This is a genomic window from Candidatus Odyssella thessalonicensis L13 (assembly GCF_000190415.1).
GTDB lineage: Bacteria > Pseudomonadota > Alphaproteobacteria > Paracaedibacterales > Paracaedibacteraceae > Paracaedibacter > Paracaedibacter thessalonicensis.
Map to the genome: position 1 here is coordinate 511836 of NZ_AEWF01000001.1, position 17799 is coordinate 529634.

15 protein-coding genes are annotated in these 17799 nt (G+C 43.2%); 13 read left to right on the plus strand and 2 right to left on the minus strand.

What is annotated here, in order from left to right; all coding sequences use genetic code 11:
- The first annotated feature begins 10 nt into the window (after nt 1-10).
- Nucleotides 11-532: an SEL1-like repeat protein gene (locus HMO_RS0102510; RefSeq protein ID WP_010298351.1), complete on the plus strand. Its 522-nt coding sequence runs from the start codon at nt 11-13 to the stop codon at nt 530-532.
- 47 nt (nt 533-579) lie between these two features.
- Here HMO_RS0102510 and HMO_RS0102515 read toward each other — a convergent pair whose 3' ends face one another.
- The gene (locus HMO_RS0102515; RefSeq protein WP_217490974.1) at nt 580-1800 is read right to left on the minus strand and encodes a hypothetical protein; all 1221 of its coding nucleotides are present in this window, start codon (nt 1798-1800) and stop codon (nt 580-582) included.
- A gap of 539 nt (nt 1801-2339) precedes the next feature.
- On the opposite strand from HMO_RS0102515, the gene HMO_RS0102520 reads away from it, so the two are divergent.
- The 12 genes from HMO_RS0102520 (at nt 2340) to HMO_RS0102575 (ending at nt 15898) form a co-directional block, all read left to right on the plus strand.
- Complete coding sequence (locus tag HMO_RS0102520; protein WP_010298355.1) at nt 2340-4070, plus strand: leucine-rich repeat domain-containing protein; 1731 nt, start codon at nt 2340-2342, stop codon at nt 4068-4070.
- Nucleotides 4071-4390: 320 nt separating this feature from the next.
- Entirely contained in the window at nt 4391-5437 is a 1047-nt protein-coding gene (gene obgE / locus HMO_RS0102525) for a GTPase ObgE (protein WP_010298357.1), read from the plus strand.
- Between the two features lie 104 nt (nt 5438-5541).
- Nucleotides 5542-6288, plus strand: a complete 747-nt coding sequence (locus HMO_RS0102530; protein WP_010298358.1) for an ABC transporter substrate-binding protein — start codon at nt 5542-5544, stop codon at nt 6286-6288.
- Between the two features lie 95 nt (nt 6289-6383).
- On the plus strand, nt 6384-7040 hold the full coding sequence (locus tag HMO_RS0102535; protein ID WP_010298359.1) for an amino acid ABC transporter permease: 657 nt from the start codon (nt 6384-6386) through the stop codon (nt 7038-7040).
- On the plus strand, nt 7033-7737 hold the full coding sequence (locus tag HMO_RS0102540) for an amino acid ABC transporter ATP-binding protein (RefSeq protein WP_010298360.1): 705 nt from the start codon (nt 7033-7035) through the stop codon (nt 7735-7737). The genes HMO_RS0102535 and HMO_RS0102540 overlap by 8 nt, the downstream gene beginning before the upstream one ends.
- Nucleotides 7738-7831: 94 nt before the next feature.
- A complete protein-coding gene (locus tag HMO_RS0102545; protein WP_010298362.1) occupies nt 7832-8581 on the plus strand; it encodes a queuosine precursor transporter in 750 nt (249 codons plus the stop codon).
- Entirely contained in the window at nt 8568-9761 is a 1194-nt protein-coding gene (tgt, locus tag HMO_RS0102550) for a tRNA guanosine(34) transglycosylase Tgt (protein ID WP_010298363.1), read from the plus strand. Before HMO_RS0102545 ends, tgt begins: the two co-directional genes overlap by 14 nt.
- Before the next feature lie 26 nt (nt 9762-9787).
- Nucleotides 9788-10216 carry a LexA family protein gene (locus tag HMO_RS0102555; RefSeq protein ID WP_010298367.1) on the plus strand — a complete coding sequence of 143 codons (429 nt, stop codon included), beginning with the start codon at nt 9788-9790 and terminating at the stop codon, nt 10214-10216.
- Between the two features lies 1 nt (nt 10217).
- On the plus strand, nt 10218-11483 hold the full coding sequence (locus HMO_RS0102560) for a Y-family DNA polymerase (protein ID WP_010298370.1): 1266 nt from the start codon (nt 10218-10220) through the stop codon (nt 11481-11483).
- Between the two features lie 122 nt (nt 11484-11605).
- Nucleotides 11606-12901, plus strand: a complete 1296-nt coding sequence (locus tag HMO_RS13510) for an AmpG family muropeptide MFS transporter (RefSeq protein ID WP_010298372.1) — start codon at nt 11606-11608, stop codon at nt 12899-12901.
- A gap of 102 nt (nt 12902-13003) precedes the next feature.
- Complete coding sequence (locus tag HMO_RS0102570; protein WP_029448244.1) at nt 13004-14386, plus strand: M17 family metallopeptidase; 1383 nt, start codon at nt 13004-13006, stop codon at nt 14384-14386.
- A gap of 66 nt (nt 14387-14452) precedes the next feature.
- Nucleotides 14453-15898, plus strand: coding sequence for a porin (locus HMO_RS0102575; RefSeq protein ID WP_010298377.1), 1446 nt, complete (start codon nt 14453-14455; stop codon nt 15896-15898).
- Nucleotides 15899-16444: 546 nt separating this feature from the next.
- On the opposite strand, the gene HMO_RS13515 is transcribed toward HMO_RS0102575, so the two are convergent.
- Nucleotides 16445-17734: an MFS transporter gene (locus HMO_RS13515; RefSeq protein WP_010298381.1), complete on the minus strand. Its 1290-nt coding sequence runs from the start codon at nt 17732-17734 to the stop codon at nt 16445-16447.
- Between the last annotated feature and the right edge of the window lie 65 nt (nt 17735-17799).

A 17799-nucleotide genomic window follows, 5' to 3' on the forward strand; every position in this document is an offset into this window, starting at 1 on the left:
GACCGAGAAAGTGGCTAACAACAACTGCATCTTCTACCCGATCTCCCTTATAAGCCTTAGCTTAGCTGTCCTAGCCTCTGAGCAAAACGTATCGCATACATCTGAGCAAGGTGATGGGCACGCTCCCATGCTTAATCAAGAGATGTCTCCCCTCACCCCTCCGTCCTGGAACAAATTATTATCGACCGCTATTTTAGCAAGAGATGCAGAACAGTTTTTGCCTTGCCCATCTTTAGCTGCTGCTGCTTATCAGTTATCAGTCTCAATGGAAGATTTGGAGCGTGATGCTCACAAGGGAAGGATTCAAGCTCAGCTTTATTTAGGACGCCATTATCTAACTGATGCGTGTTATTTACCAAAGTCGATTAATTGGCTTGAAAGCGCAGCGACCCAAGGAAATAGCGAGGCCGCCTTACAGCTTGCTCTTATTTACAAGAATAATTGCCCCAGCAAGCAAAGTAAGAAATTATCTGAGTATTGGCTAGATCAATATCTAGATAATTCTCGTAGACACTTAAGACAGCAGCCCTAGACACCTCTTAATGCTCTTTCATTAAGCACAGAGATTTCTTCTTAAGCTTAAGAATTATTGTTTGGCTCTGCATTATTCACAATATTATCAATCCACGACTTTAAATGGGTCACATCGGCTAATGCTTGAGCTATATACCATTTTTTATCTTTATCTGTTACCTGAAGAGAACCGTGATAAATCTTCCATAATATCTCTCCGCCTGGCAGATGCTTTATCTTTGCCAGATCAAAGTCTTCTTGTTCTAGAAAGCTATGGATAGTTTCAAATACGCCTTGTACTTTACCTGAACAGGAAACACCAACTAGATAAGGTTTACCTTCTTTTACAACAAATGCTCCCGAACCACTCTCTCCGGCCCTGATCAACCCAAAACCTTCGGGAGCGTTGGGATAAACTTCATTATGAATAAAATAGCGTTTATTACCCATAATTTTTAAGAATGGTCGGTTAAACCATAGCTTTAAGTTATTTGGATAAGCTGGCAGACACTTAAAGCGCTGTCCCGCAATTCGCGGAGAAAAAACAAACTCTGCCCTATTCTTACTAAAAATTATTGTCCCTCCAGTTAAAGAGGTGTCAAAGGTATCCGCGTATCTGTTGCCTGCAATTCCGACGACATGAACCAGAGGCCTGTCATCATTTAATGGTTCAGATATTTCTACGGGCAAAAGTTTATGAGGCTCTTGACATTCAAGGAGAGCAACATCAGGGCCAACTATATGTGCGATTCTTGATACGGTCTCCCCTTCATTTATAAATTCAGTTTCCCATCCATTAGCAGCATATTCTTCTGCACTGTGCAGACCATACTCCAGATTTTCTACAAGGGTTCGCAGGAGCCCCTGCAAATTTGACATTCGGGGTTCAGACTCTCCCATTTCACGAATCGAAGTTTGCGTGTGTATATGCATACGAGAAATAATAAGTTCCCGGAAGGATGAGGTCTTATGATAATCAGGAACATAGCAGCCATTGTCCTCTGCATTAACAAATAGTTCCCTTAAAGGAACTCTATATTCTGGCTGATAGGACGCTACTGCGAAACATCGAACTTTAGCATTATATAACACTGCACCAGTAAGGTTATGCGCAGCTGTCAGAATAAATTTATCACTGATGGCGACCCCACCACCCCTCACAGTTCCACACTGCACCACCACAGAACTCTGGACAAGTTGCTCCTTATTCACCATATCCGGTAGCTTATAGAGGGAAGGCTGGCTAGAGAGTTTGGCGGCCCTAGACCTGGAAGAAGGAGCTTCCATAGCGTGGGCACAGCAAAATAAAACGCTTATAAAAGCCGAAAGATAACTTTTTTTCATGGTAAATTTACGCAGAGTGCGCCTTTTATTCTATATTCTTGTTATTCCTCTTAGCTTTATATGGCTTTTATCCCCAAATTTTCAATGTAAATTTAAATCATAATTTTAGAAGTTATAGTAAGTTTTCAGTGGCTTACGCTGCATCGTTAAAGCCACCTTAGGAAAACATCTGTGGAATAGCAAGATTCTTATTAAAGCGGTAAATCTTTGATGAGCACTTTCCTGTTCCATTAATGTTATCCTTTTACTCCTTATTTAACTTGTTTGAAGGCAAGGGCGAAACAAAAGCTTACAATTTATTATTGAGCACGGTTATTAATTAGCAGAGTATAAAAACTGCACTCAAATTCCCCCTCAAATAAATCCTTTTGCCCGCAGATCTATTGCTTGGGCATTTATCCTACCCCTAAATCTATTGAATTATTGCAAACGATTAACTATAACCTATTTTAATTGTGACCTGCTCAGGAAAGATAATAATCATGACAATCTTGAAAGTTCTAGCTGGTGCCTTATTGATTTTCTCAACATCTAACAGTATGGAGGATAATTCCCCTCCTCCCTCGCCTATTAGGGAGATCTTGTCGCCAGAGATATTAGTAAGAATTCTTGAGTATGTTCCTGAGTCAAATCTACAGAGCCTCCCTGCTGTCTATCAAGATTTTGAAAAGGTACGTCTAGATATTCTTAGTAAAACTCATCAAACAGTAATAAAAAATTGTCAGGACTTAGAGAGCTATTTACAGATCTCCCCTTGCTTCAAACTACGCCATGTAAAGCTACAATTTCATCCGAATAAGGAACAATTAGATCGCCTTAAAGCCATCGGCGGTTTGCAGATTAATATTCCCGCTCCCATCCATTATAATAAGGTGAAAAAAGCTATAGAACTGCTCAGTTGCGATAACATCACCTTGCAGCTTACGAGACCTTCAATGCAACCGCTATGGTCAATCCCGGAAATGAAGGACTTATGGAAGGGGTTAGATGGCCTTTCCGAAATTAGCCGCGATCGGACGCAACAGAAAGTCCGGCAAGCCCTCAAGAGCTGTACACAGACAATAAATATAGAGACTAACATGCAAATACAAGAGGTATTGCCTTATATGTCGCAGTTAGAAGTTAAGATATATGACACGCCTGAGACAGAGACACTCCAGAAAGCCTTCAACCTTCCTCCTCATCTTATATCTTTAACAATAGAGGATGTATGCATGGACGCAGCTGAAGCATTATGTGTGTTAAGCGGTAAGATAAGTACTCATGAGAAATTACGCTCCCTAAGAATTTTTAGAACACCAATTAACTTTAATGCGCCTAATAATATTAATGTAGCAGCTTTTCAAAAGCTTACTTCTTTGACTCTGAAGACCAATAAGCTCGGAGATAGCGGAGTTATGGCAATAGCTGAAATGCTAACAACTAATCACTCTCTTGTATCGCTTACTTTGGAGCATAATGAGATTAGTCCCCAGGGCGTAGAAGCATTAGTAACAGCGTTGGTAACTAATAAACACCTTACACTATTAGACTTGAGCCGTAACAAGATAAACAATCAAGGAGCAGAGGCGCTTGCTATGCTGATCCAGAATAACGCAACAATAAAAGCTTTAGAATTAGGGAGGTGCGGGCTTACAGGTGAGGGGATTATGTCAATTTCTGCATCCTTAAGGAGCAATTCAAGCTTAACGAAATTAAATTTAAACCACAACTCTATAGGATATAAGGGAGCTTCAGGGCTTGCGCAAGCAATACAGCTTTCGCCCCCTTTACAAGAGTTAAAATTAATGTTTACTGAGATTGGGGAGGATGGCCTGCAAGAAATTGCAGCCGCCGTAGCTATTAACAGTAAATTGACTTCTTTAGACTTAGCTTTCAATAACTCTGAAGACAGAAGCATTACAGCATTTACTAATACGATAAGCACTAATAAAACTCTCACTCACCTTAATTTAAGATCTCTTAACCGCTTTTCAGATGCTAAGGTCTACCTAGAAGCGATAAAAGTACTAGCAAACGCCATAAAGGTTAATACATCGCTCCTCTCTCTGGGCATTTCCACATCGTGGCTTGAAAACTTGGAAGGAGAGAAAATCCTCGTTTCTATCTCACAAGAGATAGATCATAGGAGCGAACAAGCTGCTTTACCTCCTAAGAGAGTATTATACTCCATCCAAGAGATTGCTGAGGTTTCTTCCTCAGAGCAGAATTAGAAGAGGTTAACTGTTACCTAAGGTGCTCTGAGTTCAGAATTGAAGTTAAACAGAGGTCCCTTCTTTAAATGCTAACCTCAGCCTTTTAGTGTAGACTGGTTCCTTGTTTGTCAAAAAAAACTTGATAATCTTCGCTAAAATACCACATAGTGTAGGAGGCCTGAAAATCCTTAAATCAGCCACTGGATAGCTGATCCTCTTGCCCGCTTTTGGGCCGGTTAACTGTGATTGCTAAGTTGGCAAGTGTTCTTAAGGCAATACCGCGACGATGCAAGGCCGATAAGGTTTTAAATAATAGCTAAAACAAGAAGATAAAAGTTATGAAGTTTCTCGATCAAGTCAAGATTTATGTTAAAAGTGGTAACGGCGGTAATGGATGCTGCAGTTTCCGACGCGAGAAATTTATTGAATTTGGTGGTCCCGATGGCGGTAATGGTGGCCGCGGCGGCGACATTATCATTGAGGCGGCTGATAATTTAAATACCCTTATCGATTACCGTTATCAGCAACATTTTCGCGCTCCCAATGGCCAAGGCGGCTCAGGCCGCAACCGCACTGGCGCTGATGGTGAAGATTTAATTTTAAAAGTTCCTGTGGGCACCCAAATTCTGGATGATGACAAAGAAACCCTTATCGTTGACATGGTGGAACCAGGCCAACGGTATACCTTAGCCCGGGGCGGCGATGGTGGCTTTGGCAATGCTCATTTTAAAACAGCGACCAACCAAGCACCACGTAAGACTATTCCGGGTTGGGAAGGAACTGAGCACTGGGTATGGATGCGCTTGAAGCTCATCGCTGACGCCGGGCTGGTCGGATTACCGAACGCAGGCAAATCTACGTTCTTGTCTGCGGTTTCACGAGCCAAAGCTAAAGTCGCTGATTATCCTTTTACTACATTGGCGCCACAATTAGGGGTCGTCTATATTCATGAGGAAGAATTTACCTTGGCAGATTTGCCCGGCCTTATCGAAAACGCTCATCAAGGAGCGGGTCTGGGAACACGCTTCCTCGGGCATGTGGAGCGCTGTGGCGTTATCCTGCATCTCATTGATGGTACCCAGGAGGATGTAGCGCACGCCTACACCACAATTCGCGGTGAATTAGAAGCCTATGGCTATGGTCTGGAAGACAAGCCAGAAATTGTCGCCTTAAACAAATGTGATGCCCTGACGGACGAAGAATTAGCCGAGAAATTAGAGCAGCTTAAATCTGTTGTCCATCATGAGAATCTTTATGTTATCAGCGGTGTCACCAAACAAGGAATTACGCCTGTCTTAGCAAAGACATTAGACTATATTCATCAACACCGACGAAGCAACGTTGCCGTTGCAAATGAACAGAAACCATTCCACCCCCTAGATTAATCTATTTATAATAGAAATACTTTATCTAGCAATTTCTTCGATAGTCTTTTTCCGACAGCTAGGGAGAAAGTTGCTAGACATCCATCGACTATAAAGGCAGAAAGATGAAAAGAATTTTACCGATTATTGGCGCCGCTCTTTTACTGATTGGCTGTAAAAAAGAGGAAACTCCTGCTTCCTCGGCGGCTAACAAAATTATTGTTGGCTTATCAGCAGATTACCCTCCTTTTGAATATTTTAAGGATGGCAAGATTGTTGGATTTGATGTTGCCTTAATGGAGGCTTTAGCACAACGCATTGGTGTTGACGTCGAATTTAAGGATATGAACTTTGATGGGATTATTGGTGCTCTTCAAAGCAAACGTATTGATGCCTCAATTTCTTCGATCACCGCTACGGAAGAGCGGAAACAGGCTGTTGATTTTACCGCCCCCTACTATGCAGGGTCCATTTCTTTAGTATGCACAGCAGACGCTCTCATTGCTACAGCCAATGAGTTAAAAGGCCAGACCGTTGGTCTGCAAACCGGTTCTATATATGAAATGTATGCAACCCAAGAGCTAAAACCGAAAAATCCTGAGTTGGTCATTAAGGGGCTCCCTAAAGTTCCAGACTTGATCCAAGATTTAAAATCGAAGAGAATAGTTGGCATTCTTATGGGAAGCACTGAAGCAAAACGTTTGCTGATAGAACAACCTACCCTCAAGGTTATTCCTGTTGATGGGTCAGAAACAGAGCTGGCCATTGCCCTGCCTAAAGGGTCGCCTCTTAAAGATAAGCTTGATCAAGCGCTCGCAGCCATGAAAGCTGATGGCAGTTTAGAGAAAATTACTCAAGAGTGGCTTCAATAAGCAATGGTAGAGCGCTACTCTTTTCCTAAGTCTTGAAGAGAAGTAGAGATTTGAGTAGTGATCTGGCCCTAGCCTACTGAATGAAGGAAACCGTTATGCATCTTAACTTTGAAGCAATTATCCCCTCTATCCCGGTGATTTTAGAAGGATTAACAGTTACCCTTAAATTCACTCTATTATCGCTGCTGTGTGGATTACCTTTAGGCATTGGCCTGGCGGTAGCTAAGCTGAGCTTCAAGCCAGTGATCCGTAGCCTGGCAAGCGCTTATACTTCGCTTTTTCGTGGCACACCGTTATTAGTCCAATTAGGGCTGATTTATTACGCAACGCCACAATTAACGGGCTATACCATTTCGGCCTTTGAGGCAGGAATTTTAACTTTTGCGTTAAACTCAGCAGCTTATTCGTCAGAAATTATTCGCGCCGGCATCCAGTCGGTGGATAAAGGCCAGTGGGAAGCAGCCCAAATGCTTGGCCTTAGTCGCCGCCAGACGATTTTTGGCATTATTATGCCCCAAGCGATTCGCAATACGTTACCGGCTCTCGTTAACGAAATGATTGATCTCCTTAAAGAATCCTCTCTCATTTCCACCATTGGAGAAGCTGACCTGTTACGGCAAGCACAAAAAGTAGCCAGCGAGAAGTATTTATATTTTGAGCCTTTAATCTTAGCCGCGGCATGCTATTATATAATTGTAATGTTTATTGCTTGGTTGGCAAAACGCCTGGAAAAGAGGTTAGCTTATGCTTAAGATTTCTAATTTAACGCTTACGGCCAATGGAAGTCAGATTCTAGATCACATTAATTGCAGCTTTAATGCCGGTGAAATTACTGCTCTGCTAGGACCTTCGGGCAGTGGCAAGACCTCGCTTATGCGCTGCATTGCCCGCCTCGAGCCCACTGATCCCGGCTGTATTACCATGCAGGGTCGGGCAATCCAAAGCCTAAAGCCCACAGAGATTGGTATGGTTTTTCAGCAATTTCACCTCTTTCCGCATATGACGGTGCTTGAAAACTTATGCTATTCCCCTGAAAAGTTAGAGTTGATGACTGATTTAACGTGTCATCCCAAAGCCATGGAGATGTTGAAGCAATTTGGCCTCGAAGACAAAGCAAACATGCAGCCCCACTTATTATCGGGGGGGCAAAGACAAAGAGTGGCCATCGCCCGTGCTTTAATGATGGAGCCCCGGATCCTATTATTTGATGAGCCGACGTCTGCTCTTGACCCTGAAATGGTTGAGGATGTGGCAAAATTAATTAGCACCCTCAAGTCGCCTGAGCGTATCGTTATTATGGCTACCCATGAATTAAAAATATGCCGTATGATTGCGGATCGAGTCCTTTTCCTCGAGCAAGGTAAGGTCTTAGAAGATACCACCGCCCAAGAATTTTTCTCAGCACCAAAGTCCGAGCGGGCTCGCAGCTTTATCCAGCGTTTATCATAGCCTGGTCTCCCTTGACCCAGTGCTGGATTTAAAACCTGTAAAGCTGCTAACTCCATGCTTTAGAATTTAATTCTTCTGATTTATATTAAGACCCATGGATACTACCTACGTTGCTAATTTAATCTTATGGTTGCAGGGATCGAGTGTTGAGCTCGTCTCCCTGTATTTGTTTCTTAGCAGTGTCTTTATAATTCTTGTTTTATTGAGAACGTTAGGACTGCAGGGCTTGTATGCCTATAATATTATTGCCACCATTCTTGCCAATATTCAGGTCCTGAAAGCATCACAGTTTTCCCTGTCGCCGGAGCCGGTAGCTTTAGGGACAATTACCTTTGCGACCATATTTCTGGTCAGCGATATCATCACTGAACATTATGGCAAACAGGCGGCACAGCGGAGCATCTGGCTGAGCTTTTCCAGCCAAATTATTGTGACGATTCTGATGGTTTTGACCTTAGGGCATGCCCCCCTTCCCCATGATTCGGTGCAATCAGCCCTGGAAATCCTGTTTTTACCCTCACCGCGTCTGGTGCTGGCCAGCCTGATTTCTTTTGTCATCAGCTTATTCATTGATATCCAAATTTTCAATGCCATCAGTAATTATACAAACCATCGCCATTTATGGTTAAGAACCAGCTTATCAACCCTCGTGGGAGCCTTTGTCGATAATATAATCTTTAGCATGTTGGCATGGGTGCTTTTGGCACCTCAACCAGTTTCCTTGCAAACATTAATCTTTACCTATATCCTAGGAACTTATATTGCGCGCATTTTAATTGCCCTTGTATCAACCCCTGTTCTATACTTAAGTTATTGGTTTAAAAATAAGAATGAGCAAATTTAGCTTTACATATCATCGCCCTGATCCCCACCAACGGGCCCGCCTTGGTCGTCTTGAGACCCCGCACGGTACTGTCGAAACGCCAGCCTTTATTTTTTGTGCCACTAAGGCGGCCATTAAGGGAGTTACTCCAGAGCAGATGAAAGCCGAAGGCACACAATTTATCTTATCCAACACCTATCACCTTATGCTGCAGCCAGGGTCTGAGATTATTCAAAAGGCAGGCGGGTTGCACCGATTTATGGGCTGGCGTGGCCCCATGCTCACCGATTCTGGCGGCTTTCAAATCTTCAGCCTAGGTCACGGTTCTGTGGCTGAAGAAATTAAAGGGCGCCGCACCTCTTCCCGTCCGCGTACCATGCTCAAAATTACTGAAGAGGGCGCAAAATTTAAATCCTATATCAATGGTCAAACCTATCTGTTAACGCCGGAACGTTCTGTTCAAGTACAGCGGGAATTAGGACCTGACTTTGTAGTGGTATTAGATGAATGCACGCCCTTCCATGTGGATAAACGTTATACAACGCGCTCAATGCATATGAGTCACCGTTGGGCAATTCGTAGTTTAGAAGAGTTCCGCCGTCATGATGATGGAACACAAAAATTATACGGCATCCTGCAAGGTGGTGTTTACGAGGATTTACGCCTAGAAGCATGCGAGTTTGTTAATAATCAAGATTTTTTCGGTCATGCCGTGGGTGGCTCATTGGGCGCTAGTAAATCACAGATGTATGATGTGGTCGCAATGACGATGGAAAATCTACGCGAAGATCGGCCGGTTCACCTGCTCGGCATCGGTGGTGTCCAAGACATCTTTAATGGCGTTCGCCATGGTATTGACACCTTTGATTGTGTCCACCCCACCCGCCTGGCGCGTCATGGGGGAGCCTTAGTGCGCCCCTGCCATAACCCTAAGCCCAACCGCGAACATATTGTTCTGACCAATAGTCAATATAAGCAAGATTATAGCCCCATTGAGCCTGATTGCACTTGTCACAGTTGTCAGAATTATAGCAAGGCTTATTTACATCATTTATTGAAAGCCCAAGAACTGTTGGCGTATACTCTAATTACGCTACATAATGTTAACTTTATGAACCGATTATTAGCTGCTGTACGCCAAGGAATTGCGACAAAAACTCTAGATGCAGTTGAAAAAGAATGGGTTCCTGAAAAAACTTAAGCTTAAGGATGGATAAAAGCGTTAAAATGACTGCTGAGATTATTGCGTCTTACCAAGAACCAACCGCCTTTTCAAGCTTACCGCTTTATGCCAGTCGCATTCAGGCCGGCTTTCCTTCGCCCGCCGATGATTATGTGGAAACGTCCCTAGATTTAAATGAGCATCTCATCAAGCATCCCTCGGCTACCTTTTTTGTCCGCGCTACCGGCAATTCTATGATTAATGCTGGCATATATGCGGATGATATTCTGATTGTTGACCGTTCGCTGCCACCCAAAAATGGTAATATTGTCATCGCTGTTGTGGCCGGCGAGCTTACGGTAAAGCGCTTAAAGATTGCCAATAATCAATATATTCTCGTCCCCGAAAATCCGGATTACCAGCCTCTGATTATTGCATCTGACATGGATTTCAGTATCTGGGGGGTGGTGACCACCGTCATCCACCGCGTTTAAGATGATCGGCTTAATTGACTGCAATAATTTTTTTGTATCGTGCGAGCGCGTCTTTCGCCCCGATTTAAAGAATAAACCCGTCATTGTTTTATCCAATAATGACGGCTGTGTCATTGCTCGCTCTAATGAGGTAAAAGCACTGGGCATCCCAATGGGAGTCCCTTTATTTAAGATTAAACACTTAGTAGAGCAGCATAATATTACTCTCTTTTCATCAAACTTCTCATTATACGGCGATCTTTCAGTACGGGTGATGCACACCCTGGGTAACTTGGTACCTTCTCTTGAAATTTATTCAGTTGATGAAGCATTTCTAGACTTGGCTGGCATTGAGGACATTATCCTCTTTGGCCAAAAAATACGCCATACAGTCGAGCAACATATTGGCATTCCGACAAGTCTGGGAATAGCGTCGACTAAAACTTTGGCTAAAATAGCCAATTATTATGCGAAAAAGGATGCCCTTTATAAGGGTGTGTGTCTACTGCAAAGCGAATCCGATGTCATTAGCGCCTTAATGGACCTTCCTGTCAATGAAATCTGGGGAATCGGCCGCAAGATTACTGAATCTTTATTAAGGCTCAGAATTCGCACAGCTTGGGATCTATACCAAGTGGATCGAGCTTGGATGCGCCAAAAGTATACCGTTACCGGAGAAAGATTATGGATGGAGCTTCATGGTATCCCTTGCCGCCACATTGAGGAAGTCGCTGCTAATAAGAAATCTATTCAAGTAACTCGAAGCTTTGCCACCGCCATAAGCACCTTAGAAGAATTAAAGCAAGTCATCGCTGGTTACGCGTCCCGAGCAGGCGAAAAATTACGGAAAACCCAGCAACGGACCCGCACCTTAATGGTCTACTTGCGGACCAACAAATTTCGTCCTCAAGATCCCCAGGTATATCGCACCGGCTCCCTCACTCTTCCCTTTCCGGTCTATGATAACCTATCTTTGACCACCGCCGCCTGTAAAATCCTGGAGCAAATTTTTGAGCCAGGCTATAAATATTATAAGGCCGGCGTCATGTTGATGGATTTCAGTGCATTAGACACTATCCAACTTGACCTCTTTACATCGTCGTTAACCCCTCAACAGGAAGAAAAAACGCTTAATCTAAGTAAAGCAATGGATAGTATTAACCATCGCTTTGGCAAGAGTACCATTGTGCATGGCTCGTGCGGCCTTAATCTTCACTGGAAGGATCGCAAGCAAAGGGTGTCACCGGCCTATACGACCCGCTGGGAAGATTTGCCCCTAGTAAAATAAGCATCTGTTTACTTTTTCTTAGGAGTCTTATGATAAAGGTTGTATAATTGTTTTCACAAGCGTCCAGCTAGGTTATCTTGATTAGAATAAATAAACTTCTCCCAAATAACATGATCGCAACAATGCTAAAATCCGTAGATACGACTATTATACGTATACTTGCTCTCGGTTTTGTGAGTGGGCTACCCTTTCTCTTAACTTTATCCACCCTCAGCTATTGGCTAGCCGAACAGGGGGCCAGTAACACGGCTATTGGCCTTTTTATGGCTGTCAGCTTGCCCTACAGTTTTAAATTTGCTTGGGCTCCACTCCTGGATCATATCACTATTCCCTTTTTAACACCACGAATGGGCAAGCGCCGCTCTTGGTTGCTGATCTCCCAAGTATTGCTAACCCTCAGCCTTTTTACCATGGGCCTGTGTAGTCCGACTAAGAGCCTGATCATTCTGGGATTTACCGCTACTCTTGTGGCCTTCTTCTCGGCGACACAAGACATAATTATCGATGCTTATCGCATTGAGACAATTTCCACTCAGAACTGTGGGACAGCTGCTGCCTTTGAGACCATTGGCTTTCGCTTCGGCATGTTGGTTTCCGGCGCCGGCGCTCTTTATCTTGCCCATATTCTGTCGTGGCAAGCGGCCTATCATATTATGGCTATCTTAAGCTTTTTCTCAATTGGACTAACATTTATTATCCCTGAACCCGCATCAAGTAACCTGGTGAAAACTGACTTTTCTAAACGACAACAGAATTTTTTCAAACGTTTAGGGTCTTACTTCATTTTGCCACTTAACCAATTCGGCCATAAAGATAAATTATGGTTGATTCTTGGCTTCATCTTTTTTTTCAAAATGACCGATACGGTTTTAAATTCGATGAGCGCCCCGTTTCTGTGTGATCTTGGCTTCAGCAAGGTTGAATTTGCTAACGTTTCCAAAGTCTTCGGGATTACCTTAATGGTTGTCGGTGGACTGCTAGGTGGGATCATGGTGCAACGTCTGGGCATCTATCAAGCTGCAGTCATGTGTGCCTCTTTGCAGGCATCGTGTGCCTTAATGTTTACCATTCAAAGTTTTAGTGGCTATGATCCCTATATTTTAATGATCACAGTTGGATCTGAGAGCTTATGCTCAGGGATGACTTCAACCATATTTATTGCCCTTTTATCCGGTTTCTGCTGTCAGCCCCATACCGCCTCTCACTTTACCTTACTCTATTCTTTCGGATCTCTATGCCGTGTGGGAACCTCCGCCTTAGCGGGTTGGTTAGCAGACGAGATTTCCTGGCCTGTGCTATTTTTATTTTGTTTCGCCTCTTTAGGGCCCTCGATCTGGTTTCTTAATAACATTTTGGGTAGCACTGGCGTAAATGGTGAAGAGGCAGGAAATGAGGGGATCCAGGCCAGCCACGCCTAGAATTAAAATTTACTAGAAATTCTCTAAGCATCTATAAAACACATGACAAACTCTTAAAGGAGCTTCACAATAATATAAAATTTCTTATATTAGTCCATGGAAATGCTAGAAAATTTATTTACTTCTGCCTCAGCCGCTGCAATTAATCTGGTTCTATGTACCCCTAAAATTCTAGAGGATATCTTTAATAGCAAACCTGAGTGGGTCCAGACTTGGATTCAGCAGCATCAATTTACAGCGGTTCCAGGCCAAATGCTCTCAATACCCAGCGAAAACGGACAGATAAAAGAGGTCCTCTACGGCAGTGATGGGTCAACGGGCCAGTTTGCTAGAATTGCCCAGCAACTACCACAAGGCGTCTATACAGTTGCGGATTGGGGTGACTTAGATAAACAGCAAGCGTGTTTGGCTTGGGCATTGTCTTCTTATCAATTTACCCATTATAAAGAGAATGATGCTGCTGTTAAGGCGCAATTGGTATGGCCTGAATCTGTAGATCAGCAATGGGTAACCGTTGCGTATGAAGCGATCGCCCTAGTCAGAGATCTAATTAATATGCCTGCCAACGCTTTGACCCCCGCAAAGTTAGCGGAGATAGCCAGCAATGTTGCCGCTGAGAACGGTGCTACGTGCACAATAGTAACTGGCGAAACCTTAGAGAAAGAATTTCCAGCCATTCACACGGTCGGACAGGCAGCTGCGGTCGCCCCGCGGTTAATTGACATTCGTTGGTCCCATCCTAATCCATTGAGAACAGTTACAATTGTCGGTAAAGGCGTATGTTTTGATTCCGGAGGATTAGATATTAAGCCTTCTGCGGCTATGTTGACTATGAAAAAAGATATGGGTGGCGCCGCTCACGCTCTCGCCTTAGCCTGTATGATTATAAGGTTGAATCTTCCTTTACACCTACGCTTACTGATCCCTGCCGTTGAAAATGCAATCAGTAGCAATGCGATGCATCCTCTTGACATTATCCGAACGCGCAAGGGTTTAACCGTTGAAGTCGGTAATACTGATGCGGAAGGGCGACTTATTCTAGCTGATGCTTTATATGAGGCTTGCCAGGACACCCCCCATCTTATTATTGACTTTGCCACTTTAACCGGTGCGGCACGGATAGCTTTAGGAACGGAATTACCGGCTTTATTCAGTAATAACTTAGATATTGCCAATAAATTACTGAGCTGTGCTAATCAAATTAATGATCCCTTATGGTTAATGCCTCTCCATAGACCTTATGAGAAATATTTAAAGTCCTCTGTTGCGGATTTAAGTAGCACGGGAAAGTCCTCCTATGGTGGGGCGATAACGGCGGCCTTGTTTCTAGAAAAATTTATTACTCCCTCTATTGATTGGCTGCATATCGATCATATGGCTTGGAATCTCGCCTCGGCTCCTGGCAAGCCGGAAGGAGGCGAAGCAATGGGTCTTTTAGCTGTTTTCGAATTTTTATCGAAAGAATTCACGTTAACTATTTTTTAATAGATTTGCTAAATTGGGTAATTTTTAATAAATTTATATATATATGCGTTTTACCTGGCGTTTTTTATGAGTAAATTTATTAAATATCTCCTAATTACAGCTACCATCTGCGTACCTTTTGCCGCAGAAGCAAAAAAATGCAAAAAGAAAGCCAGGCCAGTTCAACACAAGAGTAAAGTGTTAAAGGCAAAGAAAGCCAAACCTAGAGCTTCTAGTCCAAAAGCTCACGCTTCCCCGTCAAGGGCTCACCCGTCAGGCTTTGGAAGCCACAATAAGGTCTCTGATCTTGAAGAAAGAGTTAGAAAACTAGAAACTGCTGCAGTGCTCGTCAATAAAAAAGATCTTGCTGCAGGGAAACTTCCTAAACCCTTCGTCGCCTCAGGCAATCCAAAAAGTTCAGTTGCTTTAAGTGGCCAGATTAACCGTCTAGCGGCTTATCGTACCAATGGTAAAAGGAAGCGCTTAGAACATTTAGATGCCACAGCTAGCTCGAGCCGCTTTAATATGACTGGAACGGCACATATTAATCCGCAGTTTCAAGTACAGGCTGTTGTTGAAACAGAACTTTCTGATGCGGTTCAATCTTTTGCCTCAGATGTAGATATTGGCAACGCCGCTGTCGGATCAACATTCGCCGATACTGCCCCGACAATACGTAACCGTCGGATCGAAGGAGTCTTTAAACACGAAAAGTTTGGAACCCTATATGTCGGTAAAGGCCATACCTCGAGCGATGGAACCTCTGAAGTGGACTTTTCGGGAACCTCCGTTGTCAGTAATGCTTCAGAAGGGGGTAATAACTTAGGGGGCTTCAGATTTTATAACAAAACCCGTCATACTGCTGCCAGCCAAAGAGTTGCTTCGGATGCCTTTCGTAACATGGATGGCCTTCAACGGGCCAACCGCATTCGGTATGATTCTCCGTCCATGGGTGGTTTAGTTTTGGGCTTCACCCATACGAACACTGATCAATCTGACCAGAGCATAAAGTATGCTGCTACCTTTGGTAAAACGAAAGTCGGTGTTGCAGTGGCCCACGCTTATCAACCCTTTACAACAGCTACAAACGGCACGATCACCCAATCAAGACGCCGCCATACTTATAATGGATCTTTTGGCATCTATAATGCGGGTTTCAGCTTTGGCGCGGCCGGTGGTATTGAACATTATAAAATCAAAACAGCGCTATCTTCTACCGTTCAACGCTACCTAAAACGTAGGGACGCTACCTTCTGGTTTGTTAAAGCAGGATATCAGGCTAAATTTATTAATTGCGGTAATACAGCTTTTGCCATTGATTTTGGTTACTCACGCGCCAATGCTTTGGGTGAAACAGATTACTACATCAGCAACAATGAAAAAGCTAAAAGCTATGCTCTTACAATTGTTCAGAATTTTGATTCTGCAGGCACTGAAGTTTATTTCGTGGCACGTCAATACACGTTCCAGCAACCTTTGAGTTCTTATAAAGACGCTATTGTTATTGTGGCAGGTACCCGTGTTAAATTCTAAATTCTTATTGATCCTTCCGTTTATTTTAACAGCATGTTCTGGTCCCTACCAGCCAGAGTCTCTTCCGGAACCTAATGCTATGAAAGATGGCTCTGGTCTATTTTCGGGCAGTGCGGGTAAAATAAACCTTTATACTTCAGATGAATATGTCTCACATCCACCCCAATCATCTAAAAGCAAGTATGATAAATAAAGTAACTCCTTAAACAGAGCTGCCCTTGAAAGCTTGTCCTCTTAGACAACGGGCCACCCTTATAAAACTCTAATTAATTTTCATAGGCCGCTTTCTACAAGGCATGTAACGGCGCACCACCTATTCCAGAAGCATTCATCACCAGCGGCAAGAGCAGTTTGCTTTTCTTCACAGTGAACTTCCTAGAATTCAAAGGGAATGATAGCTTACCTAATAAATCCCCCCCTCTTAAAATGAGGTCATGTTACCGATTCGTTCGCTTATATCCTTTGGCTATTTTGTCTCTTTCTATACCGCGCACAATCTGCTACGGCGATATCCGTCCTGAGTCAAGCTGGGAAAGGAGCAGTTTGTTATGCTACTCTTCTCAGAGGGGCGGAAGACTGGGATTCAACCGCATGATGCTTACTGAATTGATAGATTGATGTCAAATGTATAAGGATCGCCAGAATCAAGAAACCGGTAATTCCCTCTATGCCAAGATATTCTCCGATAAATACACAACCATAGGAGGTAAGGACTGTGGTGACGATACGGGAGGTGGCATAGGCTAGAGCTGCTTGAGTATAGCGCCCAATAGTAGGAAATGCTTTTAAGAAAAGCGCATGTGCAGGGGTGACCCCCTCACCTAAGACTAATAAGCCACACTGTATCAAAAATAATTGGAAAGGATTAGCTGCATTGCCAATAAGTGTTGGTAAGAACAGAGCGAAAGCTAAAAATAATAAACCCCGGACTTTTAAAATGTTTAACGGGTAAACCTTCAATGCCAAACGACCATACATCAAGATTGCCAAAGCTTCCACTGCCGAGATAAAAAGATTATGTTGGATGACTTCGGCGGCACTATAGCCAAAGTTATTGCGTAAAAACTGGCCTAAGTAGATAAAGCTGAAATAGAAGTAAAGCGGGCGCAAGCATTCTACCCCCAAGTAACATAGAAAATATTTTTTGGTCTGGGTATTGGGCAATAACTCTCTCAGTTTAGGGGGCTGATCTAACTTTTGCTTCTTTTCCTGTAAGAATTCCGGCGTCTCTCTTAACTGAGTCCTGGCCACGGAACCGACAACAGCAATCGCTGCACCAAAAAAGAAAGCGGTCCGCCATCCCTCTGCTTGATCAATCATCAGAAAAACAGAACCAACCAGTAAGGCGAAGGTACTGCCTAATCCTGTAAAAAACGCGACAAGGCTGGTATAAAAATAGGAATGAGGCGGCTTAGTAGACTCGGCCACATACGTTAGAGCGCCGATAAATTCACCGATTGATGAGAATCCCTGCAGCATCCGACATAAAATCATCACAATTGAGGCAGTGATGCCAATTTTTTCATAAGTTGGCAATGAGGCAATCATAAACGAACAAAATGCCATCAATGAAGTGGTGATGATAATTGTCGATTTACGACCATAATTATCCCCTAAATAGCCAAATACCAGCGCCCCAATAGGACGGAGGATATAGGTTGAAGAAAAGGTAAAAGCAGCCAACAACGAGGCGGTATAGGGATCTGTTTTGGGAAAAAATAGATCATTTAGAAGGACAGCCATATGAATATAAAGATAAAGATCAAAATATTCGAGAAAAGCGCCAATCTGAATAAGAGCAAAAGATTTCTTTTTAGTGGAATTTAATGTGCTCATGGTAATCAATTATTTTTAATCTTTTCCATAAATAAACCTCAAATAGAATCTTTTTTATAGTTAAG